The organism is Duganella violaceipulchra, from assembly GCF_019166075.1.
Taxonomy (GTDB): Bacteria; Pseudomonadota; Gammaproteobacteria; order Burkholderiales; family Burkholderiaceae_D; genus Rugamonas; species Rugamonas violaceipulchra.
On record NZ_JAHTGR010000005.1, the window covers coordinates 116,952 to 142,162 of the forward strand.

A 25,211-nucleotide genomic window follows, 5' to 3' on the forward strand; every position below is an offset into this window, starting at 1 on the left:
AAATGGAAACCTTGACTTTTCCCACGCGCCGCGCTTCACCCCATGTCCAATACCGATGATTACAGCAGCACCCCATCCACCACAGGTGCGCTTACCGTCGGCGGCAGCGCACTCGGCATGTTTGAAAACGAGTTGGACCTGGATTGGTTCAAGATCCACCTGGATGCCGGAACCACCTATGTGTTCGCGATGACGCCGGCGCCCGGCAGCAACGCCAAGCTGAACTATGCAATATTGGCGCTGAAAGATCCCAATGGCCTAAGCCTGTCAGGCTGGCACTACGGCAGCGACGACGGCGGCCCTGCCTTCCAATACAAGCCGGGCGTCGGCGGCGATTATTTCTTGTCGGCGGAGTACTACCCGTCCGGCGCCAACTTCGCGGGCATCCGCTATGCAGTCTCCGCAGCACTCCAGCAAGCGGACGCTTTATCGGCGGACATCCACACCACCGGCGTACTGGCCGCCGGCGTCACCATGACCGGGCGCTTCGACGTCGCCGGCGATGTGGACTGGTACAAATTCCATGCGGAGGCAGGCCAGCACTACACCTTCTCCTACCCCAACAGCTCCGTCCCGCCAAGCATCTTCGGGATCTACGACGTCAACGGCAAGCAGTTGACTGATAATAACCGCCCATTGGAACCCGTCATCAGCGGCGATTATTTTATCGCCGTCGGCAGCAACGTCGCAGGCGACTATGCGCTGCAGGTGGTCAACCAGGTCGACGACTACTCCCAAGACAACAGCAGCGCCGGCATCCTGTTGGCTGGCGGCCAGATTACGGGCAAGCTGGACTACATTTCCGACACCGACCGTTTCAACATCCGCGTGAGCGCCGGGCAGGCCTACACGCTGGAATTGTCGGGCGATGCGCGCGACAGCGACATCCTGAGCTTTTCCGTCCTCGACGCGCAAAGCACGATGATGGCCACTTCGCCACTGTCCAACGACGCCGACGCCCGCAGCGTGACGTTCAAAGCGGACACCAGCGGCACCTATCAGGTCTCGGTCGCGTACTACGGCGCAAGTCACGCCGGATATGACTCGTACACCCTCAAGGCATCCAAGCCGATCGCGGACGACTTTGGCGACACCACGAGCAGCGCCACGCCAATGACGCTGGGCACCGCCATCGCGGGCAAGATCAACTTCGAGCACGATGTCGACGTCTTCAAGGTCGCGTTGCAAGCCGGTACCACCTACCTGCTGACCTTGAACAACGTGCAGGCCGGCTACGCCAACTCGCTGAAGGTCAGCGACAAGTACGACCAGGTCGTCAAGACCCAGCACGATGCGAAGGCCAACACCAGCTTCACGGCGAACGCCACGGGCGACTACTACATCAGCGTCTCCGGCGATCAAGGCAGCACCTACACGTTGAGCGCCACCGCCCCAACCGACGATGTCGGCGCCACCACCGCCGCCGCCGGCGAGCTCGCCGTCGGCGGCAGCGTCGGCGGCGTGCTGGAACACGGCGGCGACCGCGACTGGTTCGCGATCACCATGGCGGCCGGCGCGACCTACGCGATGTCGCTGAAACCGGCCGCGGGGTCGGCATTGTTTGACAGCGCCGACGCCACCACATTGAACGTGGTCGACGCGCAAGGCCAGGTGCAGGCGGGGCTGGAGGTCAATCGCAGCGCCGGCGGTTCGCCACTGTCCTACCGCGCCGCCGCCAGCGGCACCTACTACATCGAAGTGGCGGCTGGCCAGCAAACCGGCGGCTATGTCGTCAGCGCCGCGCTGAGCGCGCCCGACGATGTCAGCGACCAGCCGGCCGGCGCGACCCGGCTCGAGTCGGGCATCGCCTTCAGCGGCAAGCTGGAAGTCCCCATCGACAAGGACGTCTTCAAGGTCGCGGTGGTCGCGGGCCAATACTACGGATTCCTGCTGGAGCATGCCCCCGGCGGCAAGATGCCCGATTTGCAGGGCACGGATGCACAACACTATGAGCTCGGTGTCAACACCCCCCACCTCAGCGACAGCGACAACACCTACCAGCTCTATCTCGCCAACACCACCGGCGACATTTACCTGACCGTCAGCGAGCGCCCGGAAGATGGCGCCAACAGTTACAAGCTGACCGCCACGTCGCTGGGCAGCGACGACAACGCGTCGTACCGCAACGGCGAAAATACCAACCTGGTGGTCGGTGCCCAGGTGAGCGGCGTGCTCAACTATGCTGGTGACCGTGATTTGATCACGGTGACGCTGCATCAGGGCGAGTCCTACCAGTTCAACTTGCAGAGCAGCGCCAGCCAGGGCTTGAATGCGAAATACGGCTACGGCGTGGAACTGTACGACGCCCAAGATACGGAAGTCGCCCATTCCAGCGCCCAGTATGGCGGGTCGTTCGGCTACAAGGCCCTCCGCAGCGGCAACTATTACCTGTCCGTGCACGCCAACGTCACCGACCTCAACGCCACGGGCGGCTACACGCTGGCGGCCAGCAAGATGGACGCCGCGCCGCAACTGGCGGCGCAGCCCGACACCGGTGCGGCCGCAGGCATCTTCCACTTCCTGGCGCTGGACTTTACCGAGCAGATCAAGATATCCGACGCCAGCGGCATCGTGCTCCGGGACAGCGCCGGCAAGGAGGTCGTCTTCAACCCCTCCGCGAACGCGTCGCCCGCCGGCACCCACCTGGACCTGACCACGCAGTGGCACCTCACCCCCGGCGCCACCTACACGCTGGACATCGCGGCCGGCGCCATCGTCGACCTGGCCGGCAATGGTTACGCGGGCCTGCACACCACCTTCACCACCGTCGCGGCGGCAAGCGCCGGCACCGGCGGCAACGACCTCCTGGTCGGCCAGTCCAACGGCGCCGCGATCCACGGCGGCGCCGGCGTCGACGCGGTGGCGTATGGCGACCGCAGCTCGATGTACCACATCGTCCAGCACGACGGCCACGCCGAGATCAACCACTGGCTCGACGGTGGCAAGGACATCCTCGACGGCGTCGAACGGCTGCATTTCCAGGACAAGAGCATCGCGCTCGACATCGACGGTGTCGGCGGCCAGGCCTACCGCCTGTACCAGGCCGCCTTCAACCGCGCGCCGGACTTGGGCGGCCTGGGCTACTGGATCGATGTCATGGACCAGGGCCTCAGCGTGCGCTCGGCGGCCGGCTTCTTTGCCGGCAGCGCCGAGTTCCAGCAACTGTACGGCGACAAGCTCAGCGACGATGCCTTCATCACCCAGCTCTACAGCAATGTGCTGCACCGGGCGCCGGACGAAGGCGGCAAGGCGTACTGGCTGCAGGTGATGCACAACGACGGCGTCAGCCGCGGCGACGCGCTGGGTTTTTTCAGCGAGAGCCAGGAAAACCAGATCGCGCTGATCGGCAAGATCGGCAACGGTTTCGAATACATCCCGGCGGCCGGCTAGTGGCAATTGTCGTATAGTCTGGATGCGGCAAGCAAACCCTGTCCATCCTTCCGTTCAACCTTCGAGGAAATGAAAATGAAAAAACTGTTCGTTGCCAGCCTGATCCTGTCCCTGTGCGGCGCCGTCTGCGCCGCCGAGCCGACCGCCCAGCAAAGCAAGATGAAAACCTGCAACGCCGATGCGAGCGGCAAGAAAGGCGATGAGCGCAAAGCCTTCATGAAGCAATGCCTGAGCGCGGACGCCCCGGCGCCGAAGGTGACGCAGCAGGAAAAAATGAAGAAATGTAATGCCGACGCCACCGGCAAAAAAGGCGACGAGCGCAAAGGCTTCATGAAGGAATGCCTGAGCAACAAGTAATGCTGAAGGCGGCCGCCCCAGGCCGCCTCGCCATTCCCGCGCAGGCGGGAATCGATAGACCGCCAGCGGAGCACCTTCAGTATGGATTCCCGCCTTCGCGGGAATGACGGCGGCGCTGGTCGCGTCCGTATCTACGCCGTCGCGCCGGCCGCGTGCCGCTGCTGCCGCGCCTGGCGGCGATACAGCACCAGCGTGGCGCACAGACCGCAGACGGCGGCGAACGTCAGCCACCAGCCCGGCGCGCTCTTGTCGCCGGTGTACTCGATCAGCCCGGTCGCGATGGCCGGCGTGAAGCCGCCGAACACCGCCGTCGCCAGGCTGTAGGCCAGCGAGAACCCCACCGTGCGCACCTCCACCGGCATCACCTCGGTCAGCGCCACCACCATCGCGCCGTTGTAGCTGGCGTACAGGAAGGACAGCCACAGCTCCACGCCCAGCATGCGGCCGAAGCTGGGCGCCTGCACCAGCCAGTGCAGCGCCGGGTAGGCGGTGCAGATCGCCAGCACGGTAAAGCAGATCAGCAGCGGACGGCGGCCGACGCGGTCCGACAGCGAACCCATCACCGGCAGCCAGCAGAAGTTGGATATGCCGACGAACAGGGTCACCATCAGCGCGTCGGTGGTCGACAGGTGCAGCACGGTCTTGCCGAAGGTCGGCGTGTAGACCGTGATCAGGTAGAACGACACGGTGGTCATCGCCACCAGCATCATGCCGGCGATCACCAACGCCCAGTTGTTGAGCATGGAGCGGAAGATTTCCTTCAGTTCCGGGCGGTGCTTGCGCGCCTTGAACTCCTCGGTCTCCTGCAGCGAGCGGCGGATCACGAACAGCACCGGCACGATCAGGCAGCCGACAAAGAAGGGAATGCGCCAGCCCCAGGCGCCCACCTCGGCCGGCGTCAGCCACTGGTTCAGGCCGTAGCCCAGCGCGGCGGCGGCCACCACCGCCACCTGCTGGCTGGCCGACTGCCAGCTCACATAAAAGCCCTTGCGGCCCGGCGTGGCCATCTCCGACAGGTAGACCGACACCCCGCCCAGCTCGACGCCGGCCGAGAAGCCTTGCAGCAGGCGGCCGGTCAGCACCAGCACCGGCGCCAGGTAGCCGATCGCTGCATAGCCCGGCACGCAGGCGATCAGCAGGGTGCCCAGCGCCATCAGCGCCAGCGTGACGATCAGGCCCTGGCGGCGGCCGACCCGGTCGACATAGGCGCCCAGGATGATGGCGCCGAGCGGGCGCATCAGGAAACCGGCGCCGAAGGTCATGAAGGTCATCATCAGCGAGGCCACTTCGTCGTCGCTGGGGAAGAAGGCCTTGGCGATGGCGTTGGCGTAAAAGCCGAACAGGAAGAAGTCGAACATCTCCATGAAGTTGCCGCTGACGACGCGGAACACCGTGCTGAAATGCGACTGCTGGCGATGGGAGGAAGTAAAGGAAGTCATGAGTGTCTCGCTGTGTTGACTTTATGGATACGGGTCGGATCGGGTCCGCCGGTTTTTTGGCGATCATACGCCGCTTTGCTTTCATTCCGCCTTCAACGGCGCCGCCCTTTTCACCATTAAACGTAGCCATAATGCAACACATGCCCGGATTTTGACCGTTTGTCGCAAACTTGTCGGCGGCGGCCGCCAGCTTAAGTAAAATTCATGTTGTTTAAATTAACAACCCATCGAGGAATACCATGCGCCGTACCGCTGCCGCCGTCCTGATCCCCGCCCTGTTCGCCCTGAGCGCCGCCGCCTTGGCCGCCGAATCGACCCGTCCATTGCCATCCTTCGTCGCCATCAACGCCAAGGGCGCCTTCGCCATGACGGTGGAAGTGGGCAAGACCCAGTCGGTGGTGGTCAGCGGCGACGAGCAGTTCGTCGGCGCGCTCAAGACCGAGGTGGTCGGCAATGAACTGCTGATCACCATGCCCGACAAGAGCTTCAAGTCCAGCAAGAACGAGCCGCGCATCACCATCAGCGTGCCGGCGCTGAGCCGGGTCAAGGTCGAAGGCGCGGGCGAAACCATCCTCAACAAGGTCAACACCGACCGCCTCGACATCGGCTACTTGGGCGCCGGCCACCTGGTGGCCAACGGCAAGGTCAAGTACCTGCGGGTCAACGCCAAGGGCGTCGGCGAACTCGATACCAAATCGCTGGTGGCCGAGCGGGTCGACGTCAATTTCGAGGGCGTGGGCCACGTCAGCGTGCACGCCACCGAGCTGCTCAACGCGGTCGCCAAGGGCATGGGCGAACTGGACTACTACGGCCATCCGAAGACCGTCAACAAGTCGGTGGCCGGCATCGGCAGCGTCAACGCCAGGGACTGACCTGCCTAGCTGACACAGGGGGCGATTGCGGGTAATATCAAAGCACCAAGACCCGCAACGCACCTCGGAGGCTCACACGTGGCTGTGCCGAACGACATCGCGCACTGGCGCGCGCAAATCTTTGCGAAGCTGCTGCTGGTGGTCTTCCTGCTGGGCACGGCCACGGCCATCCCCAGCATCGGGCTGGCGGCCAGCGAGGGCATGTGGTCCATCGTCGTGATCGACATCGTCGCGCTGCTGTGGCTGGCCGGCATCTGGCGTTGGCGCCGCCTGCCCTACACCCTGCGCGTGGTCAACTTCCTGATGGTCGCCTTCCTGGTCGGCATCGGCCTGCTGCTCAAGGTCGGGCCGGTCAGCCAGATCTACCTGATGGCCATCCCGGTGCTGGCGGCGTTGCTGCTGGGCCTGCGGCCGGCGCTGTGGACGCTGGGCCTGGCCGGGCTGGCGGTGATGGTGGTCGGCTTCGAGCAAAACTCCCAGCTGCGCATCGAGGGCCTGCCGGACTACGGCTTGCTCAAGGCCGCCATCATCACGCTCAACTTCATGTTCATGACGGCGGTGCTGACCTTGTCCTGCGCGGTGCTGCTGCAACACCTGGCGCGCTCCTTCGACGAACTGCAAGGCCAGCAGCTGGAACTGTCGGCGCTGAACGCCGAGCTGCGCCTGACCTCGGCCGCGGTGTCGCGCCTGAACGACATGGTGCTGATCGCCCAGGTCGACGCGGACGGCGCCGGTGGCGAGGCGGGCCAGCACATCATCTTCGTCAACCAGGCCTTCGAGCGCCGCACCGGCTACCGCCGCGGCGAGGTGCTGGGCCGCAGCCTGCGCCTGCTGCAGGGGCCGGACACCGAGGCGGCGGTGCTGCAACACATCGAGCGGGCCATGGCGCGCAGCGAGGCGGTGCGCGCCGAGCTGCTCAACTACACCAAGGCCGGCGAGCCGTACTGGGTCGAGACCGAGCTGGTGCCGTTCGCCGACGAGGGCGGCGTCAACACGCACTGGGTGGCGGTCGAACGCGACATCACCGAGCGCAAGAAATCGCAGGACGATATCCACCGCCTGGCCTTCTTCGACGTGCTCACCGGCCTGCCCAACCGCCGCCTGCTGATGGACCGCATCGACAAGCTGCTGGCCAGCTCCGAACGCGGCGCCACCTACAGCGCCGTGATGTTCATCGACCTCGACCGCTTCAAGACCATCAACGACGCGCGCGGCCACGCCATCGGCGACGCCCTGCTGCGCAATGCCGCCGGGCGCCTGTCGCAGCTGATGCGCAAGGCCGACACGGTGGCGCGCATCGGCGGCGACGAATTCGTGGTGCTGCTGGGCCACCTGGCGCACGAACTGCACAGCGCCACCCACGCCGCCTCCACCGTGGCGGAAAAGATCCGCGCCGCCATCGGCCAGGACTTCGAGATCGAAGGCCAGACCTACAACTCCACCGCCAGCATCGGCGTGACTTTGCTGCCGCAGGGCGGCCAGAGCGCGCAGGACCTGCTGCGCGAAGCCGACACCGCGATGTACCGCGCCAAGGCCGAGGGCCGCAACGGCATCGCCTTCTACGAGACGGCGATGCAGGCCGAACTCGAGCGGCGCCTGAGCATGGAGCGCGACCTGGCCGCCGCGCTGGCGGCCGGCCAGTTGCAGATGCACGTGCAGGCCCAGGTCGACCGCGCCGGCCGCGCGGTCGGCGGCGAGCTGCTGATGCGCTGGCCGCTGGCCGACGGCCAGATGGTGCCGCCGGCGGTGTTCATCCCGGTGGCCGAGGAATCGGGGCTGATCGTCGACCTGGGCGCGTGGGCGCTGCGCCAGGCCTGCGCGGCGGTGCGGCAGCTCGAGCGCGCCGGACTGGCCATGCCGCTGTCGGTCAACGTCAGCCCGACCCAGTTCCGCCAGGCCGATTTCGTCGAGCTGGTGCAGCGCGCCCTGGCCGACAGCGGCGCCCCGGCCGCCATGCTGGTGCTGGAGGTGACCGAGGGCCTGTTGATCGACAAGCTGGACCAGACCATCGAGCGCATGCACCAGCTGGCGGCGCTGGGGCTGCGCTTTTCGATCGACGATTTCGGCACCGGCTATTCCAGCCTGGCCTACCTGAAGAAAATGCCGCTGTATGAACTGAAGATAGACCGCAGCTTCATCATGGACACGCCGGACGACGCCAACAGCCGCGCCCTGGTGCAGTCCATCCTGGCCATGGCCGGCCACCTGGGGCTGCGGGTGGTGGCCGAGGGCGTGGAGACGCAGGCCCAGGCCGACTTCCTGGTGGCCCACGCCTGCAACTGCATGCAGGGCTATCTGTACGCGCGGCCGATGCCGCTGGCGGCGCTGATCGAACGATTACAGGGAACAACGGCAGTGGCCGCCGCATAAGCCACGCACAACTGGGGGAACAAGCGATGAAACTAAGCGTAGTGCAGAAAATGATCGTGCTGGCCGGATCGGCGCTGGCCGGCATCACCCTGCTGGCCGGCGTCAGCCAGTACCAGATGGGCGATGTCTACGAGGCCGCCAACTACTCGACCGTCAACACGGTGCCCAGCCTGGTCACGCTGGACCGGCTGCGCGACAGCTTCCTGCGCCTGCGCATCCGCGTCAGCCAGCACGTGCTCAACGACGACCCCAAAAAACTCGACGAGATCGACGCCCAGATCACGGACATGCGCAAGGGCGTCGACGACAACCTGAAAAAATACGAGAAGCTGCTGAGCGACGACAAGGACAAGGCCATCCTGGCGCGCGAGCGCGACTCGTGGGCCAAGGTGCAGCCGCTAATCGACGCGGTGCTGATCGAGTCGCGCCAGAACCACGACGACAAGGCGCGCGCGCTGCTGGAGAAGGCCCGCCCCGAGATCCAGGTGATGCAGGCGGCGATCGAGAACCACTTCGACTACAACGTCGAACTGGGCCAGCAAGGCGCGGAGGCGGCCACGGTGCTCAAGCAGAAGGCGATGCGCACCTCCATCATCATCTCGGCCTGCACGCTGGTGGTGGTGGCGCTGATCAGCGCCTTCATCACGCGCGTGCTGCTGCGCCAGCTGGGCGGCGAACCGGACTACGCCGCCGAAGTGGTCAACCGCGTGGCCGCCGGCGACCTGACCTTGACGGTGCGCATCAAGCCGGGCGACACCACCAGCCTGCTGGCGGCGATGAACACCATGGTGGGCAACCTGTCGCGGGTGGTGACCGAGGTCAACGACGGCGCCGAGGCGCTGGCCAGCGCCTCGGAGGAAGTCAGCGCCACCGCGCAATCGCTGTCGCAGGGCGCCAGCGAGCAGGCCGCGGCGGCCGAGGAATCGAGCGCCGCCATCGAGCAGATGTCGGCCTCGATCGCGCAGAACACCGAGAACGCCAAGGTCACCGACGGCATGGCCGGCAAGGCCGCACAGGAGGCGGGCGAAGGCGGCGAGGCGGTGCGCTCGACGGTGGTGGCGATGCGCGAGATCGCCAAGAAAATCGGCATCATCGACGACATCGCCTACCAGACCAACCTGCTGGCGCTGAACGCGGCGATCGAGGCGGCGCGCGCCGGCGAACATGGCAAGGGCTTCGCCGTGGTGGCGGCCGAGGTGCGCAAGCTGGCCGAGCGCAGCCAGGTGGCGGCGCAGGAAATCGAACAGGTCGCCAGCGGCAGCGTCAGCCTGGCCGAGAAGGCCGGCGCCCTGCTCGACACCATGCTGCCCAACATCAAGCGCACCTCCGACCTGGTGCAGGAGATCACGGCGGCGTCGGAGGAGCAGACCACGGGTGCCGGCCAGATCAACGCGGCCATGAGCCAGTTGAGCCAGACCACCCAGATGAACGCCTCCAGCTCCGAACAGCTGGCCGCCACCGCCGAGGAGATGAGCGGCCAGGCCGAGCAGCTCCAGAGTTCCATGTCCTTCTTCAAGGTGCGCTAAAGGGAGAACCACGCAACGATGCATATCATTTATACCGTTACCATCATATTGGCGGCGCTGGCCGCCGCGCTGTTGCTGTTTGAACGGGCGGCGCCGCTGACGGCGGCCCGCCTCGGCATGGCGCTCGAGCGCAGGCGCGCGGGCCTGCGGCGGCGCGACGGCGCCCTGCCCGGCTTCAGCATGCCTTACCTGGAGGGCGGCGGCGGCGAGGTGCTGGTGCTGATACACGGCTTCGCCGGCGACAAGGACAACTTCACCCGCATCGCCCGCTTCCTGACGCCGCGCTACCGCGTCCTCATCCCCGACCTGCCCGGCTTTGGCGAGGCCGGGCGCGCGCCGCTGGCCGGCTACGCCATCGCCGACCAGGTCGAGCGGCTGCGCGTCTTCCTCGACCACCATGCGCCGGGGCGGATTCATCTGGGGGGCAATTCGATGGGCGGCTACATCGCCGCGCAGTTCGCCGCCTGCCATCCCGAGCGGGTGGCCAGCGTGTGGCTGCTCGATGCGGCGGGCACGGCGGCGGCGCAGAGTTCGGCCGTGCTCAATGCGTACCGCGCCAGCGGCGCCATGCCGCTGCTGGTGCCGACGCAGCGCGACTTCGCGCGGCTGCTGGCGTATTCCGCGCACCGCAAGTTCTTCCTGCCGTATTCGGTGCGCACCGCGCTGGCGCGGCGCGCGGCGGCCGACTTCGCGCTGCACACCGAGATCATGCGCCAGGTGGTGGCCTCGCCGCTGCTGGAGCAACAATACCAGGGGCTGCGCACGCCGGCGCTGATCGTCTGGGGCGAGCAGGACCGCATCCTGCATCCGTCCGGCGCGGCCACCTTGGCCAGGCTGTTCGGCCAGCACCGCGTGATCCTGATGCCGGGCGTCGGCCACCTGCCGATGCTGGAGGCGCCGCGCCGCAACGCGGCGGACTACCTCGGGTTCCGCCGCCAGCTGGCGCAGGCGGCGCAAGATGACGACGACGGCCGCGCACCGGCGACCGCCGCTGACGTGCTTACTGCATCACGCTGACGTGCTTGCCGCTGATGCTGCGCTGCGCCGGGTTGCCATACACGGTGACGTGGCCGGAACCGGTGGCGTCGGCCACCAGCGACTGGCTGACGCCGGCCGAGATGCTGCCGGAACCGTAGGACACCAGTTCCGCGCTCTGGCTGGTCAGTCCGGCCAGGTCGGCGCTGCCCGAGCCGTACAGGCGCACGTTCATGCTGCGCACGGCGCCGCTGGCGTTGACGCCGCCCGAACCCTTGATGTCCAGGTTCAGCGTGTCGCCGTTCAGGCGGCCCAGGTCCAGGCGGCCGGAGCCGGTCAGGCTGGCCACGGTGGAGCCGCTCTGCAGGCCGGCCGCGCTGACGCTGCCCGAACCGTTGACGCGCACGTCGAGGCGGCTGACGCTGCCCGACAGCTGGATCTGGCGCGAACCCTTCTGGCTCAGGCTCAGCGGGCCGCCGTTCAAGCCGGTCACCGTCAGGCGCCCGGAACCGTTGGCGTCGATCTGGCGCAGCTGCGGCGTGGTGTAGATCACGCGCAGCGGACTGGCGCTCTGGATGTTACCGTCGATCCAGACGCGCAGCATGCCGCCACTGGCGTCGGTGCGCAGCATCGGCAGCAGGTTGCTGTCGCCCTCCACCTGCAGCGAGGTGGCGTCGCCGACCCGCACTTCGACCTGCATCGGGCCGTTGATGTCGATGCCGTCGCTACTGGCGGCGTCGCGCCGTTCGGTGGCCTGCTGGCCGTTGCCCTGCACCGCCGAGCTGCCAAAAGCGGAGCTGTAACGCACGCCGCCGTTGCCGCTGCCGTCGTCCGGGACAACGATGACGGCGCAGCCGGCGAGGGTGGCGAAAGCGGTGATGACGGCGATGGAGATGGCAGTACGCATGATGGGGTCGTCCCTGAAGTTATAGTGTCGCCACTGTAGTCCATCGTCGGCGCGCCGTCCGCGCCGTGCGACGAACGGCGGAAAACGGGGAACAGACGGCGCAAAGCCGGGATTCAAATCCGCCGCCGGCGGGTGCTATCATGACGCCATCCACCCGCCCCGCCGCCACCGACCATGACCTCTGCCACCGCCCCCGACAGCCTGATCGCCCTGCGCGACCTGACCCGCCAATTCTCCGCCGAGCGCGATTGGCAGCAGTTCCACACGCCGAAGAACCTGGCGATGGCGCTGACGGTGGAAGCGGCCGAACTGGCCGAGCATTTCCAGTGGCTGCAGACCGGCGCCGACGCCGAGCTCGATGACGCGCGCCGCACCGGCATCCGCCACGAGCTGGCCGACGTGCTGCTCTACCTGGTGCAGCTGGCCGACCAGAGCGGCGTCGACCTGCACGCCGCCGCGCTGGAAAAGATGGCGCTCAACGCCGCCAAGTACCCGGCCGACCAGGTGCGCGGCGACGCCCGCAAATACGACCAGTACTGACCGTCCTCAGGTCGGCCGGCGCACCGCGCGCACCTTGCCGCTGGCGCCGCCACCGGCGTAGAACAGCCCGGCGCCGTCCGATTCCAGCCCGCTGACGCCGACGCCGGCAGGCATCTCCAGCCGCTCCAGCACCTCGCCGCTGGCCGGGTCGACGCGGCGGATGTCGCTGTCGTCGCCCTCCCAGGTACCGTGCCACAGCTCGCCGTCCACCCACGTCACGCCGGTGACGAAGCGGTTGGAGGCGATGCTGCGCAGCACCTTGCCGGTGGCCGGGTCGATCTGGTGGATCTTGCGGTCGCGGTACTGGCCGACCCACAGGCTGCCCTCGGCCCAGGTCAGGCCGGAATCGTAGCCGTCGCCCGGCGCCGGGATCGAGGCCAGCACCTTGCCGCTGGCCGGGTCGATCTTGTCGATGCGCCGCTCGGCGATCTGGTACAGATAGGTGCCGTCGAAGGCGGTGCCGGCGTCGGCGGCGACATCGAGCGCGCCGGTGGTGGCGCCGCTGGCCGGGTCGATGGCGATCAGCCTGGCGCCGGTGGCGGCCCAGACGCGCCGGCCGTCGTGGGTGACGCCGTGGATGCGTTCGACGCCGTCGAAGGGACCATATTCGCGCACGATCTCGGCCGGGCGCGACTTGGCTTGAAGCCGGGCGGTGTTGGTGTTCGCGTTCATTGCTGCCTCCTGGTGGTTGGTGCGCCGCGGATCGGCGCCGCAAGAGAACTTTATGCCAACGGCAGCGCGGCAGGGAGTAACAAGATTGTCGTGTATTGTGCCATGACGCCGGCCAGCGGCGGCGCCAGCCAGCGCCGCGTGCGGGCCTGGCCGATCGGCCGCGCGCGGCCGGCCGCTTCCAGCTCGGCCAGCGCGCGCTGCACGGTGCGCTGGCTGGCGTCCAGCGCCAGCGCCAGCGCCGAGGTCGACCAGGCTTCGCCGTCGGCCAGCAGCGCCAGCAGCGCGCCCTGCTCGCCGTCGATCGGCGGCGCCAGCACCGCCACCTCGGCCGCGCCCAGCGGCTTGAGGATGAAGCCGTCGGCGGTGGCCTCGATGCCCGCCTGGGCCTTGAGCAGCGCCCGCAGGCGGCCGATCTCGACGCGCAGGCGGGCGCGGTGGGTGTTGTCGGGATCGCGGGTGTTGAAGGCGGCGGCGATCAGGGTTGCACGATCGATGTCGCCGGGCCAGGCCTCGGCCAGCGCGCGCGCCAGCGCGAACAGCACCGGCCGCCGCGCCAGCGCGCGCCACTCGGCGCCGGCGCCAACTCTGCGGCGGCAGGCGTCGACCACCAGCGTGTTGGATGCCAACAGCGCGGCCACTTCGTCCAGGCGCAGCATCTGTTCGGCGCCGGCGGCCAGGCGGCGGGCGGCGGGGCGTCCGAACGCCTGGCGCGCCTCGTCCACCTCGGCCAGCAAGGCCGGGATGCCGGCGCGCGCGGCGGCCGCCTGGGCCCGCTCCAGCGCCGCGCGGCCCGGCGCGATGCGCAGCGAGCGCAGCGCCAGTTCGGCAGCCGCCAGTTCGGCCACCGCCTCCAGCGCCGGCGGCAGGCCGCGCGCGTCGAGCAGCGCCAGCGCCGCACCGGCTTGCTCCAGACGGCCCAGCAACAGCAGGCGGCGCACCGCGATCAGGCGCGCATGCAGCGCGTTGGCGCGGTCGGCGTGGGTCTCCAGCGTGGCCAGCGCCGCCGTCAGCGCGCGCGGCGAACCGGCGAAATCGCGCACCGCCAGCGCCACCTCGGCCTCGGCGACCACGCAGCGGGCGCGCGACAATTCTTCATGGGAGCCGAAGCCGCGCGCGGCGCGGCGCAGCAGTTCGCGGGCGCGCGTGTGCTCGCCCAGCTGGGCCATGGCGATGCCGCGCAGGGCCAGGGCCGGCGGATCGTCGCGCAGGGCGACGCGTTTGAGGGCGCCGAGCGCGTCACCGGCTGCGAGGGCGCGCGCGGAGGCGGCGATCAGGGAATCCATGGCGACAGCATACACCGCCGCGCCACGGCGGCGCCGGCCCGGCGCTCAGCGCGGCGGCAGCTGCAGCGCCTTGCGGATCTGCGCCGAGACGATGGTCCACGACGGCGAGGTGGCGGCCACCTCGTCGAAATGGCTGCCGCCCGGCAGCACGATCACCTCGGCCTGGTCGCCGGCCGCCTGGGCGCGGCGCGCGTAGTCCTGGCCGGCGCGCAGCGGCGAGATGGTGTCCAGTTCGCCGTGGATCAGCACCGTGCGCACGCCGGAAGGCAGCAGCTCGGCCGGCGAGGTATCGGCGAAAATATCCGGCCGCGCCGCGCTGGCGGTGCCGGCCAGCTGCGCCACGTCGCGTTCGCAGCTGGTCTTGATCAGTTGTTCCTCGTTGCGCAGGTCGGCCAGGCCTCCCAGGCTGATGACGACGGGGACCGGCAGCGGCTCGGCCGCGTACAGCGGGCTGCTGCGCGGCAGGCGCGCGCGCGCGGCGGCCCACTGCGCCAGATGGCCGCCGGCCGAATGGCCGACCAGCACGATGCGCGCCAGATCGAGCCGATGCTGCGGCGCCAGCGCGCGCAAGTGGTCGAGCGCCGTGGCGACGTCGAGGTACATGCCGGGATAGCCGCCGCCCTCCTCGTCGAAGCGGCGGTACTCGATATTCCAGACCGCGATACCCTGCTGCTGCAGGTCGCCGGCCATATTGCGCATCTGCGCGATGCCGGCGTATTGCTTGCACCAGCAGCCGCCGTGGACGATCACCGCGACCGGGAACGGACCATCGCCGGCCGGCTGGAACAGCTCCGCGAACTGCGACGGCGCCGCGCCAAAAGCCACGTGCAGCGTCGGCGCCGGACCGCTCAGCGCCATATATTCCGGCAAGGTCATCGGCGCCTGCAAAGTCCCGTCCATAGCGTGCAACATAGATGCGCTCCAAAAAAAAGAATAGCGCAATGCTACACGCAAAAACACCGGGGTCAAGTCTGACAATCGGACACAAACTCTGCCGTATTGGTCGCTACGGCAGAACTCGTGTCCGAATGTCAGACTTGACCCCCGGGGGTTAGAACTTGTAGTTGGCGCGGACGTAGTAGTAGCCGCCGTTGATGCCGATCGGCGAGAACGATGGCAGCACGGTCACCGCCGCGTTGTCGCCGGCCGCGCGCTCGTCCGCCAGCAACAACGGGTTCACGCCGTTCGGGTACTTGTTGAACAGGTTGTTGGCGCCGACCGCCACCGACCACGCCGGGCTGATCTTGTAGCCCACCTCCAGGTCGGTGATCGCCTTGGCCGAGATTTCGGTCAGGTGATACACCGAACCGTCCTCGCTGCCGTACTCCGACGATTTGCCGTAGATCGCTTCACGCAGGTTGATGGTCCAGGCACCGATCTTCCACAGCGCGCCCAGGTTGATGCGCACCTTGGGCGAGGCGGTCTCCAGATCCGAGATCGCGGTCTGGTCCAGCAGCGTCTGCGGCAGCAGCTGGGTCGGCGCCTGGTTGATCTTGGTCACTTCCACCTTGTTGTAGTTGGCCGCCACCGACCAGTCCACCTTGCCCGCCGTGCCGTAGCTCTCGTTGAGCGTGGCGACGAATTCCAGCCCGCGGCTGCGGGTGTCGACCGCGTTGGAGAAGATGTTGATGCCGGTCTGGCTGACGGTGCTGTCGAGTACATTGCCGTTGGCCTTGATCGCCGCCACCACCGCCGGCGAGTTGACCGATCCGCCCGAACCGTACAAGGCGCCGGAACCGACGATGCGGTCGCGGATCTTGATCTGGTAGGCGTCCAGCGTGATGGCCAGGTTGGCCGCCGGATTCAGCACCAGGCCCAGGCTGAAGTTGGTCGAGCGTTCAGGCTTCAATCCGTCCACGCCCACCAGCTTGGCGCCGGCCGAATTCGGCGCCAGCTGCACGAAGGCGGTGGTCGGGCCGACGTTGGTGGCCGAGTAGTATTCCTCGGCCAGGGTCGGCGCGCGGAAGCCGTTGCTGAAGGTGCCGCGCACACCCACCACCGGCGAAATGTCGTAGCGCGCCGTGAACTTGCCGACCTTGGCGTTGCCGAAGTCGGAGAAGTGTTCGTAGCGGGCCGCCAGGTCCAGCGTCAGGTCGGTGACCGGATTGCCGGCCAGGTCGATGTAGGCCGCTTCGTTGGTGCGGCGGTGGCTGCCGGCGTCGGTCAGCGAGAAGCCCGGATAGGACTGCGAGCCTTCCTTGTAGCGCGAGGCGGCGTCGCCCGCTTCGATCTCGTACTTGTCGATGCGGTGCTCAAGGCCGGCCGCCACGTTCAGCGGCTTGGCCCAGCCGACCGCGAATTCGCGGCTCGCTTCCAGCGACGTGGTCAACTGGCTGGCGATGAAGGAGCCGGCGCGGAACACGGTCGGCGTGCTGCCGGTGTCGTTGAACAGCGAGACGTTGCCCGAATCGGCGACGCCGATCTTACTGGTGTCCTTGCCGTAGGTGGAGCTCAGGTCCATGTTCCAGCCGGCCAGCACGCCCTTGACGCCGCCGGTCAGCGCGAAGTCGTCCTGCTTCATGGTTTCCTTCGGCGAGAAGCCGGTCGGATAGACCTTCGGCAGGCGGCTCGGCAGGCGGTAGTTCTCGTAGGCGCGCGCTTCCTTGTGGCCCCAGGTGGCGATGGCGTACAGCTGGCTGTCCGGCGCGAAGTCGTAGCCGAAGTTGGCCGCCAGGACGTTCAGGTGGTACTGCGCGTCGCCGGAGATGTGGTTGACGTGCGGGTAGCCGGCCTGCTGGAACATGCCCGGATACTTCTCCATGTTGGCGGCGGTGATCACGCGCGGGTCGATGCCGCCACGGTCGCTGTAGCCGTGGTACTTGGATTCGGCGGTCAGGCTCAGGTAGGCGTCCTTGAACGGTTCGACGCCGATGTTGGCCGAGGCGTCGCCGGTGCGGCCGCCGCCGTCGGAATAGCCGCCGCCGGTGGCGCTGGCGGTGCCGCCATGGTTGTTCGACTTGAGGATGATGTTGATCACGCCGGCGATGGCGTCGGAGCCGTATTGGGCGGCGGCGCCGTCCTGCAGCACTTCGATGTGGTCGATCGCCGAGACCGGGATGTAGTTCAGGTCGGCTGCGGCGCCGCCCTGGTATGGCCCTCCCAGCACGGCCAGGTTGGCGGTGCCGTGGCGGCGTTTGCCGTTGATCAGCACCAGCGTGTTGTTCGGGCTCAGGCCGCGCAGGCGGGCCGACAAGGTCAGGTTGGCGGTGTCGCCGCCGAAGGCTTGCGCGGTGAACGACGGCAGGTTCTGCGCCAGCGCCTGGATCAGGTCCGGTTGGCCGGTGCGCTGCAGGGAGGCCGCGTCCAGCACCTGGATCGGCGAGGCGCTGTTCTCCACCTTGATGCCGCTGGAGCGGGTGCCGGTGACGATCACCGCGCTGACGGTGGCGTCGCCGGCTGCCGCTTCCGCCGCATCGGCGGCGTAGGCGGAGCCCATCGACAGGGTGGACAACACGGCGGCGACGCCGGTCTTGAGTATGGCCTTATGCATAGTTAATCCCCATTGAATAAAAAAGAAAGTAAGACCCTGCTACGTAATTATTTTTTTGCGGCGACGACTTCGATTTCCACCAGCCAGCCCGGATTGCTCAGGGCCGCCACCTGCACCACGGCGCGCGCCGGCAGCTTGGTCTGCGCGCCGCCGAAGTGCTGGGTGTAGGCTTCCATGAAGCCCTTGGTGTCGGCCTTGCCGCCCTTGGCCGGATCGCCGACCAGGTAGACGGTCATCTTGACCACGTCCGTCATGTCGAGCTTCATGCCCTCCAGGACTTCCTTGATCTTCTTCAGCACCGATTCGGACTGTGTTTTGGTGTCGCCGAAGGCGGCCAGCGAATCCGGCGCGGCGCCGGCGTCGGCGATGGCGGGCACCTGGCCGCTGACGAAGTGGATGGTGGCGGTGGACGGCACCGTGACCGCCAACGCGATCGGAAAATCCGAGCCGGGAATCTTGTGACGGACGATGTCTGCGGCAGCGGCCTTGGGAGCGGCGCCGGCGGCGACCGGCATCAGCGCCAGTGCGGCCGGAATCAACAGGGAGACGATTGCTTTGTTCATGCGTTCTTCTTTCAGTGTTTGTTGGACATCTGGCCGTTACTAAAATGGTCGACTTGCAGTGCGTCGCGCAGCGCCAGCACTTCGGGCTCGCTCAGCGGCGCGGCCTGGTTGCCCCAGTTGCTGCGCACGAAACTGAGAATGGCGGCGATCTCCTGGTCGCTCAGGCTGTCGCTGAAGTCGGGCATGCCGCCCCGCCCCTTGAGCAGCACCGTGGCGACGTCGGCGCCCTTCCCCTGCACGAACTTGTTCCCCGCCAGCGCCGGAAAGGCGCCCGGTATGCCCTTGCCGCTGGCCTGGTGGCAGGCCGCGCAGTTCTTCATGAACAGCGCCTTGCCGTCCGCCGTCGCCGAGTCCTGCGCGCGCGACGGCGCGCTGGCGCCGGCCGCCAGCAAGGCGATGACCGCCATCGCCGCCTTGATCAACACCTCCTTCATGCGCTGGCCCTTTCATGGATCTTGGCGATCTGCTGCCACGCCGATTCGATGGCGCCGGCCTGCCAGCCGGTCAGGTAGCTCAGGTGCTCGCCGGCCAGCAGCACGCGGCCCTCGCCCTCCACCAGGATGGGATAGGCGGCGGCGCGGGTCTTGTCGGTCCACTCGGCCCAGCCGCCCAGGTTGTACTGCACGCGGTGCCAGGCGACCGAGAACGCGGTCTCGAAGTTCTCCGTGTATTGCGGGAAGATCTTCTGCCCCGCCTCCAGCGCGAAGGCGGCGCGCTCCTTCGGCGACAGCGCGCTGGTCTCGATCGCGGCCGTCTGGTACTGGTAATAACCGAGCAGCACGCCCTTCTTCTTTTGCCAGCCATAGGACGGCATCGAGATGGTGTTGATGCCTTTGAGGTCGGTGAGCACATGGCCGCCGTACAGGTGCTCGTCCTCCTCCCAGAAGCGGCGCTTCATCTGCAGGCCGATCTTGCCGACCGGCGCGTAGGCCACCGTGGCGACGGCCTTCTTGAACTTGTCCGAGAAGTCGGTGTCGATCTGGCGCAGCACCGACAGCGGCATCGCCACCAGGCAGTAGTCGGCGGCGATGCTGCCGCTCTTGCCGGTGCCGGTGTCCTTGTAGGTGACGGTGACGCCCTTGTCGTTCTGACGGATGGTCTGCACCTCCGAGCGGTAGCGGATGTTCTTGCCGACGCGCTTCTCAAACGCCTTGGCGATGGCGTCCATGCCGCCGACCGGCTGGAACATAGTGTTCTGCATCGGGAAGTCCTGCACCGCGCTGTAGACGTTGCCCAGCTTGGAGGCCAGCAGGTCCTTGAAGCCCAGCGGGTCGGACGGCGTGCCCGCTCCCGGCGACATGCCGGCGCCGGGGTTGACCGTGAAACCACGGCCGCTGCGGCCCTTGTATTGCAGGTCGGAGCCGGCCAGCTGGCCTTCGTGCGCCAGGTAGTCGAGCAGCAGGCGCTGGTCGTCGGCGGTCAGCTCGGCGTCGAGCTGCTTGCTCTTGACCGACTTGGCCAGCAGCTCGGAGACGTGGCCGCGCATGTCGGCCTTGATCTCGGCCACCCGCATGCGCTTGCCGGCGTAGGGGCCGGCGTTTTCCGAGTAGACGAAGGAGTGGTCGTTATCGTTGACCATCACTTCCAGCGGCACCTCGAACAGCCGCGTGTAGTGCAGCGTCGACTGGTGGTGCAGCGGGATGCGCCACGGGCCGTGGTTGATGTACTGGCCGTCGTCGAATTCGCAGGTCTGCTTTTCGCCGCCAAGCTCGGTCAGGCTGAAGCCCTTGCGCGCGGTCTGGCAGCGGCCGCCGGCGAAGGCACGCGCTTCGAGGATCTGGCAGTGGTAGCCCAGCTTACCCAGCTCGTAGGCGGCGGTCATGCCGGCCAGGCCGGCGCCCAGTATCAGCACCTTCTTGCCTTTGCCGCTGCCGCTCAGCGCCGGCGGCGCGGAGGCGGTCGAGCCTATGCCCATGCCCCAGGCGTTCATGGTGTTCAACAGCAGGCCGGTGCCGCCCACCGCCGCCGCCCGATACAGGAAATCCCTCCGTGTCAATGCACTAAACGATTTAAACGATTTGACTATTTTACTATTCATCGATTTCCTCTCGTGACTTGCGAATCCATAGTCCTCATCTAGCAATCGCCGTGCCACAAATCCAAGCAAAATAAACATGCTTCGCCGTTGAAGCGAGCCTGATGGAATAAGGTGATATGACGTCTTTAGAAGCGTTTCCAGCGACAGACTTTATTTGTCGAATTGAAGGTTGCGCCAGCGCGAAAAAGGCGCACCGCACCAGCGGGAGGCGTGCACCGAAATGGATGGAAGTGGTATGCACGGCGCTGGACAGCGCCGTGTGCTATCGGTTTTAAAAATCAGTTAGCGAAGCTGGCGACAGCGTGCGTAGTGCTACGTAGGGGTAGTGCGGAGATGGCGGGGATGGCTTGCGGCAGGCAGGCGATTTCCGCCGCCGCGAGGTGGCGCTGCGCGCTGCTGCTGTCGGCCATGTGGCAGGCGTGGAATTGCATGGGCGCGCCGGCATCCAGCAAATAAATCATGTCCATGTCGGCCGGGTCGTAGGCGACGCGCACCTGCCATTGTCCGCGCAGGCGCGCGCGCTCGAACCAGCGCTCGTTGATGGCGCGCGCGCAGGTGTAGACGCTGTCGAACAGCACGATGCCGTCGCCGGTGACGGTGGCCTGGGTGGCCGGCATCAGGCTGCAGCGCAGCAGCTGCTCGGGATAGGTCTTCAGGCTGCCGCCACGCTGGGCCACGCCCCACTCCCACAGCTCGCGCGGCGCGGCGTTGCCGGCATGGCGGCTGTTGTTGTGATAGAGGATGGCGTCGATGACGATGCGGGTGAACTGGTCCAGATCGAGCACGCCGTCCAGCCGGCAGGGCGCGCCGGCCTCCCCCGCCGCCAGCAGCAGGAAGCGTTTTTCCAGCACCGCCTTCCATGCGGCCGGTCCGTCGCCGGCGTCGACGCAGCGAAGGTTGAAGTTGTTGAGCAGTGTGTCGCACTGCGCGCCGCCGTTCAGGGCGGCGTTGGTGTACAGGGTCTCCGGCAGGTGGCGGCAGGGCCACTGCCCGGCCTCGATGGCGCGGCCGTGCCGCTGGCTGTAGCGCTGCTTGTCGGCGCCGCAGTTGGCCAACGCCAGCATGGCGTGCTGCCAGCTGGGCGCGCCCAGGCCGATATAGACGCCGGCCACCATGCCGCTGAAGGTGTCGACCGCCACGTACACCAGCGGCCTGCCTATGGCCTGCTGGCGGTCGGCACGAGAGACCAGCTGCACCTCGGCGCGCACCACGTCCAGGTAGAAGCCGGCGCCGGGCCGGCCTGGCAGCGCTGCGGGAACGATGGCCTGCGGCTGCGCGTCGTCGCCGAAGCCGGAGGCGCCGGCGGCCTGCAAGCCGCGCGCCGAGGCGGCGGCGCTGCGGCGCGCCACTTCCGGTGGCCGGTCGTCGTCGTGATCGAGCCAGTAGTTGAACTGGCCGAAGGTCGGCAGCGCGTCCGGCTGCGCGCCGGACATCGCCAGCACGCGACCGCTGTCGGCGTCGATGCGGCGTTCGCAGAAGAAGTCGGCCAGCATCTGCTGGTAGGCGCCCAGCCGCGAGAACTTGGCGTGGCCGGCCGCGTAGTGCGCGATGGCGACCCGGAAGGTGCGGCGGATTTCCTCGTCGGCGTTGACGCCGGGACCATCGTCGGCGCCGCTCTTGCGCGGCCGTCCGCGCTTGACGCCGGCCGAGGCCTGGCGCACCTTGCCGCGCCCACCGGAGTTGCAGTAGTCGGGCAGCAGCGCGTTGGGCGTCTGGCCGCGCTGCCAGTAGCGCCGCAGGTAGCGGTAGATGGTCGGATGGGAGACGCCATGCGTGGCGGTGGCCTGCGCGACCAGCTGGCCGCGCTGGCGCGCCTCGTAGATGCCCGGCTCCAGCGCCACCAGCGCTTCGACGATCTGCCACGCGCGGGCGCGCAGCTGCAGGTGCTTGGGCGGCAGCAGCTCCTGGCTGACCACCATCAGGTAGGGATCGGCCGCCAGCACGCGGGCGTGGCCGGCGTGGATGTCGGCGTGCAGCGCCGGCAGCGTCACCAGCTCGACGTCGGCCGAGCGCGCCGCCACGTCGAACACGTAGGCGTGGCTTTGCTCGGGGGCGATCCACAGCACGCGGACGGTGCGCGGCGACGGGTGCGTGTAGTGCAGCAGGTCATTCCGCAGCAGCATCGGCGCCTCGTGTGCGGGAGTGTAGAAACAATGCGGTCATTCCGTGCTCCTTGCTCAACGACTTGTCGGTTGGTCCTATCCCCAATGCAATAAACGGGCCAGAGGCTGCGCTCCTATGAACACCATGCCGGCCGCACCGGCCGGCGCCGGCGGCAAGCTTGCTTCTGGTGCAAGGCGGCGGCCGGGCGCACCGTGCGCGTGCGGGCGGCCCATATGAAAACAGGGCCTTGCGGCCCTGTGGTGTGTAACGATTTATACCTTAACGATCAATACTTCTTCTTGAACCCGGCCTTGGCGCCAGGCGCCGGCTTTTTAGGCGGCGTGGCCTTGCCCGATTCCGGCGGCATGCGGTCGGCCTGGCTGATCTTCAGCTGCGCGCCACCGACCCATACCTTGCCCAGGTGCTTGAACAGCTCCGGCGGCATCCCGTCCGGCAGCTCCAGCATGCTGTAGGTGTCGAAGATCTCGATGCGGCCGATATGCTTGGCTTCCAGGCCAGCCTCGTTGGCGATGGCGCCGACGATGTTGGACGGCGTGGCCGCATGGTTGCTGCCCACTTCGATGCGGAAAGCGCTCATCGGCACGGTGACCTTGCCTGGCTTTTCCTTTTTCTTCTTCGGAGCGGCTTCCTCTTCCACCTCGGCCGATTCCACACGCGCGGCCTTGGCCAGCGGCGAAGCTGCAGGAACGGACGGCGCGCGTGGCGGTACCGGACGGGCCGCGACCGGCGCTGCTGCAGACGCTGGCGCCGACGACGGTGCGCCCTCGCCGCCATCGCGGCTGATGCGCAGCTGCTGGCCTGCGACCTTGATGCCGGCCAGGTGATCGAGCACGTCGCCGGTCAGGTTGTCCGGCATATCGAGCACACTGTAGTCGTCGTAGATCTCGATGCGACCGATGTTCTTGGAGTCGATGCCGCCTTCGTTGGCGATGGCGCCGACGATATTGCCCGGCTTGACGCCGTGCTGGTACCCCACTTCGATGCGGAAGGTCTGCATGCCTGGATCGGCGGCGCGCACGATGCGTTCCTTTTTAGGGAAACGCTCGCTGCGGTCCGGACGTTCGGCGCGGTCGCCGCGCTCGAAACGGTCGCCGCGATCGCCGCGATCATTGCGGTCGTTGCGCTCGAAGCCGACTTGACGGCCCGGACGCTCGTCCCAGGTGGCGGCGGCCACTTGCTGTTTTTTGTCCAGCAGCAGCGGCACGTCGCCGCGCGCCATCTTGGCCAGCGCGGCGGCGATTTCGACCGCCGGGATGTTCTGTTCGCGCTCGAAGTCCTCGATCAGCGACTGGAACTGTTCCAGCTCGCCCTGTGCCAGGGTTTCGCTGATCTGCGACTTGAACTTGGCGATGCGGACGTCGTTGACGGCCTGGATGGTCGGCAGCTCCAGCATGCTGATCGGCTGGCGGGTGGCGCGTTCGATCGATTTGAGCAGGTTCTTTTCACGCGGGGTGATGAACAGGATCGCCTCGCCGCTGCGGCCGGCGCGGCCGGTGCGGCCGATGCGGTGGGTGTAGCTTTCCGGATCGTGCGGCACGTCGTAGTTGACCACGTGGCTGATGCGCTCCACGTCCAGGCCGCGCGCGGCGACGTCGGTCGCCACCAGGATATCGATCTTGCCGTCCTTGAGCTGCTGGATGGTGCGCTCGCGCTGCTGCTGCTGGACGTCGCCGTTGATGGCGGCGGCGGAGAACCCGCGTGCCTGCAGCTTGCTGGCCAGTTCCTCGGTACCGAGCTTGGTGCGCGAGAAGATGATCATGCCGTCGAAGTTCTCGGCTTCCAGGATGCGGGTCAGCGCGTCGAGCTTGTGCATGCCCGACACCAGCCAGTAACGCTGGCGGATGTTCTCGGCGGTGCCGGTCTTGGCGGCGACCGTGATTTCCTTCGGGTTGCGCAGGTAGGTGTTGGCGATGCGGCGGATGGCCGACGGCATGGTGGCCGAGAACAGCGCGGTCTGGCGCGTATCCGGGGTCTCTTGCAGGATGCGTTCGACGTCGTCGATGAAGCCCATGCGCAGCATTTCATCGGCTTCGTCCAGCACCAGCGTTTTCAGCTTGGACAGGTCGAGCGAACCCTTGTCCAGGTGATCGATGACGCGGCCCGGCGTGCCGACGACGACGTGCACGCCGCGGCGCAACGCCGACAGCTGCGGGCCGTAGCTTTGGCCGCCGTAGATCGGCAGCACGTGGAAGCCGGGGATGTGCGCTGCGTAGGTCTGGAAGGCTTCGGCGACCTGGATCGCCAGTTCGCGGGTTGGCGCCAGCACCAGCGCCTGTGGCGTGGTCTGTTTGATATCGATGCGCGACAGGATAGGCAGCGCGAAGGCGGCGGTTTTACCCGTACCGGTCTGCGCCTGGCCCAGCACGTCCAGGTTGTCGAGCAGCGAAGGGATGGTCGCGGCCTGGATAGGCGACGGCGACTCGTAGCCGACATCTTTCAGCGCTTTGATCAGGGGCGCGCTGAGATTGAGGTCGGTAAAAAGGGTAATCGGGGATGCGGGGGTTTCAGACATGGCGTCACTCACAAGTATGTTCGAATCGCCTAATTGCGAAAGAAATTTGTGCGTAGTTTACTCCCTATCGACGCTTCGGGCCGGATTTTGCCTAAAAACCCCCTTTATCACGCCGCGGCGTCGTCTTCGCCGCTCCCGCTGGAACGGTGAAGA

Annotated in this window: 18 protein-coding genes; 7 read left to right on the forward strand and 11 right to left on the reverse strand. The window is 67.2% G+C overall.

Annotated elements, in window-relative coordinates; all coding sequences use genetic code 11:
• The first annotated feature begins 42 nt into the window (after positions 1-42).
• Together KVP70_RS11385 and KVP70_RS11390 are read left to right on the forward strand one after the other, a co-directional pair.
• On the forward strand, positions 43-3,390 hold the full coding sequence (locus KVP70_RS11385; RefSeq protein ID WP_217942295.1) for a DUF4214 domain-containing protein: 3,348 nt from the start codon (positions 43-45) through the stop codon (positions 3,388-3,390).
• 75 nt (positions 3,391-3,465) lie between these two features.
• A complete protein-coding gene (locus KVP70_RS11390) occupies positions 3,466-3,747 on the forward strand; it encodes a PsiF family protein (RefSeq protein WP_217942296.1) in 282 nt (93 codons plus the stop codon).
• A gap of 131 nt (positions 3,748-3,878) precedes the next feature.
• On the opposite strand, the gene KVP70_RS11395 is transcribed toward KVP70_RS11390, so the two are convergent.
• Positions 3,879-5,186 carry an MFS transporter gene (locus KVP70_RS11395; RefSeq protein WP_217942297.1) on the reverse strand — a complete coding sequence of 436 codons (1,308 nt, stop codon included), beginning with the start codon at positions 5,184-5,186 and terminating at the stop codon, positions 3,879-3,881.
• Positions 5,187-5,425: 239 nt separating this feature from the next.
• On the opposite strand from KVP70_RS11395, the gene KVP70_RS11400 reads away from it, so the two are divergent.
• The 4 genes from KVP70_RS11400 to KVP70_RS11415 all read left to right on the forward strand — a co-directional run bounded on the left by KVP70_RS11400 (position 5,426) and on the right by KVP70_RS11415 (position 10,971).
• Entirely contained in the window at positions 5,426-6,058 is a 633-nt protein-coding gene (locus KVP70_RS11400; RefSeq protein ID WP_217942298.1) for a GIN domain-containing protein, read from the forward strand.
• A 78-nt stretch (positions 6,059-6,136) separates the two neighbouring features.
• Positions 6,137-8,428 (forward strand): putative bifunctional diguanylate cyclase/phosphodiesterase, encoded by a 2,292-nt coding sequence (locus tag KVP70_RS11405; protein ID WP_217942300.1) that lies wholly within the window; start codon positions 6,137-6,139, stop codon positions 8,426-8,428.
• Positions 8,429-8,454: 26 nt separating this feature from the next.
• A complete protein-coding gene (locus KVP70_RS11410) occupies positions 8,455-9,954 on the forward strand; it encodes a methyl-accepting chemotaxis protein (protein ID WP_217942302.1) in 1,500 nt (499 codons plus the stop codon).
• Between the two features lie 18 nt (positions 9,955-9,972).
• Complete coding sequence (locus KVP70_RS11415) at positions 9,973-10,971, forward strand: alpha/beta fold hydrolase (RefSeq protein ID WP_217942304.1); 999 nt, start codon at positions 9,973-9,975, stop codon at positions 10,969-10,971.
• Here KVP70_RS11415 and KVP70_RS11420 read toward each other — a convergent pair.
• Positions 10,955-11,836, reverse strand: a complete 882-nt coding sequence (locus KVP70_RS11420) for a head GIN domain-containing protein (protein WP_217942305.1) — start codon at positions 11,834-11,836, stop codon at positions 10,955-10,957. The genes KVP70_RS11415 and KVP70_RS11420 overlap by 17 nt on opposite strands.
• 174 nt (positions 11,837-12,010) lie before the next feature.
• Here KVP70_RS11420 and KVP70_RS11425 point away from each other — a divergent pair, with 174 nt between their 5' ends.
• Positions 12,011-12,376: a nucleotide pyrophosphohydrolase gene (locus KVP70_RS11425; protein ID WP_217942306.1), complete on the forward strand. Its 366-nt coding sequence runs from the start codon at positions 12,011-12,013 to the stop codon at positions 12,374-12,376.
• A 6-nt stretch (positions 12,377-12,382) separates the two neighbouring features.
• On the opposite strand, the gene KVP70_RS11430 is transcribed toward KVP70_RS11425, so the two are convergent.
• The 9 genes from KVP70_RS11430 to KVP70_RS11470 form a co-directional block, all read right to left on the reverse strand.
• Complete coding sequence (locus KVP70_RS11430) at positions 12,383-13,048, reverse strand: Vgb family protein (protein WP_217942307.1); 666 nt, start codon at positions 13,046-13,048, stop codon at positions 12,383-12,385.
• Positions 13,049-13,098: 50 nt separating this feature from the next.
• Positions 13,099-14,331, reverse strand: coding sequence for a helix-turn-helix domain-containing protein (locus tag KVP70_RS11435; protein WP_217942308.1), 1,233 nt, complete (start codon positions 14,329-14,331; stop codon positions 13,099-13,101).
• 45 nt (positions 14,332-14,376) lie between these two features.
• Positions 14,377-15,243, reverse strand: a complete 867-nt coding sequence (locus KVP70_RS11440) for an alpha/beta hydrolase (RefSeq protein ID WP_229224752.1) — start codon at positions 15,241-15,243, stop codon at positions 14,377-14,379.
• Between the two features lie 139 nt (positions 15,244-15,382).
• Complete coding sequence (locus KVP70_RS11445; protein WP_217942309.1) at positions 15,383-17,821, reverse strand: TonB-dependent receptor plug domain-containing protein; 2,439 nt, start codon at positions 17,819-17,821, stop codon at positions 15,383-15,385.
• Between the two features lie 47 nt (positions 17,822-17,868).
• Complete coding sequence (locus tag KVP70_RS11450) at positions 17,869-18,384, reverse strand: RidA family protein (protein ID WP_217942310.1); 516 nt, start codon at positions 18,382-18,384, stop codon at positions 17,869-17,871.
• A gap of 11 nt (positions 18,385-18,395) precedes the next feature.
• Positions 18,396-18,818: a c-type cytochrome gene (locus tag KVP70_RS11455; protein WP_217942312.1), complete on the reverse strand. Its 423-nt coding sequence runs from the start codon at positions 18,816-18,818 to the stop codon at positions 18,396-18,398.
• A complete protein-coding gene (locus tag KVP70_RS11460) occupies positions 18,815-20,422 on the reverse strand; it encodes a flavin monoamine oxidase family protein (RefSeq protein WP_229224753.1) in 1,608 nt (535 codons plus the stop codon). The genes KVP70_RS11455 and KVP70_RS11460 overlap by 4 nt, the downstream gene beginning before the upstream one ends.
• Before the next feature lie 278 nt (positions 20,423-20,700).
• Positions 20,701-22,545 (reverse strand): TnsB C-terminal domain-containing protein, encoded by a 1,845-nt coding sequence (locus tag KVP70_RS11465; RefSeq protein WP_217942313.1) that lies wholly within the window; start codon positions 22,543-22,545, stop codon positions 20,701-20,703.
• A gap of 266 nt (positions 22,546-22,811) precedes the next feature.
• Positions 22,812-25,058 (reverse strand): DEAD/DEAH box helicase, encoded by a 2,247-nt coding sequence (locus tag KVP70_RS11470; RefSeq protein ID WP_217942314.1) that lies wholly within the window; start codon positions 25,056-25,058, stop codon positions 22,812-22,814.
• Positions 25,059-25,211 lie beyond the last annotated feature (153 nt).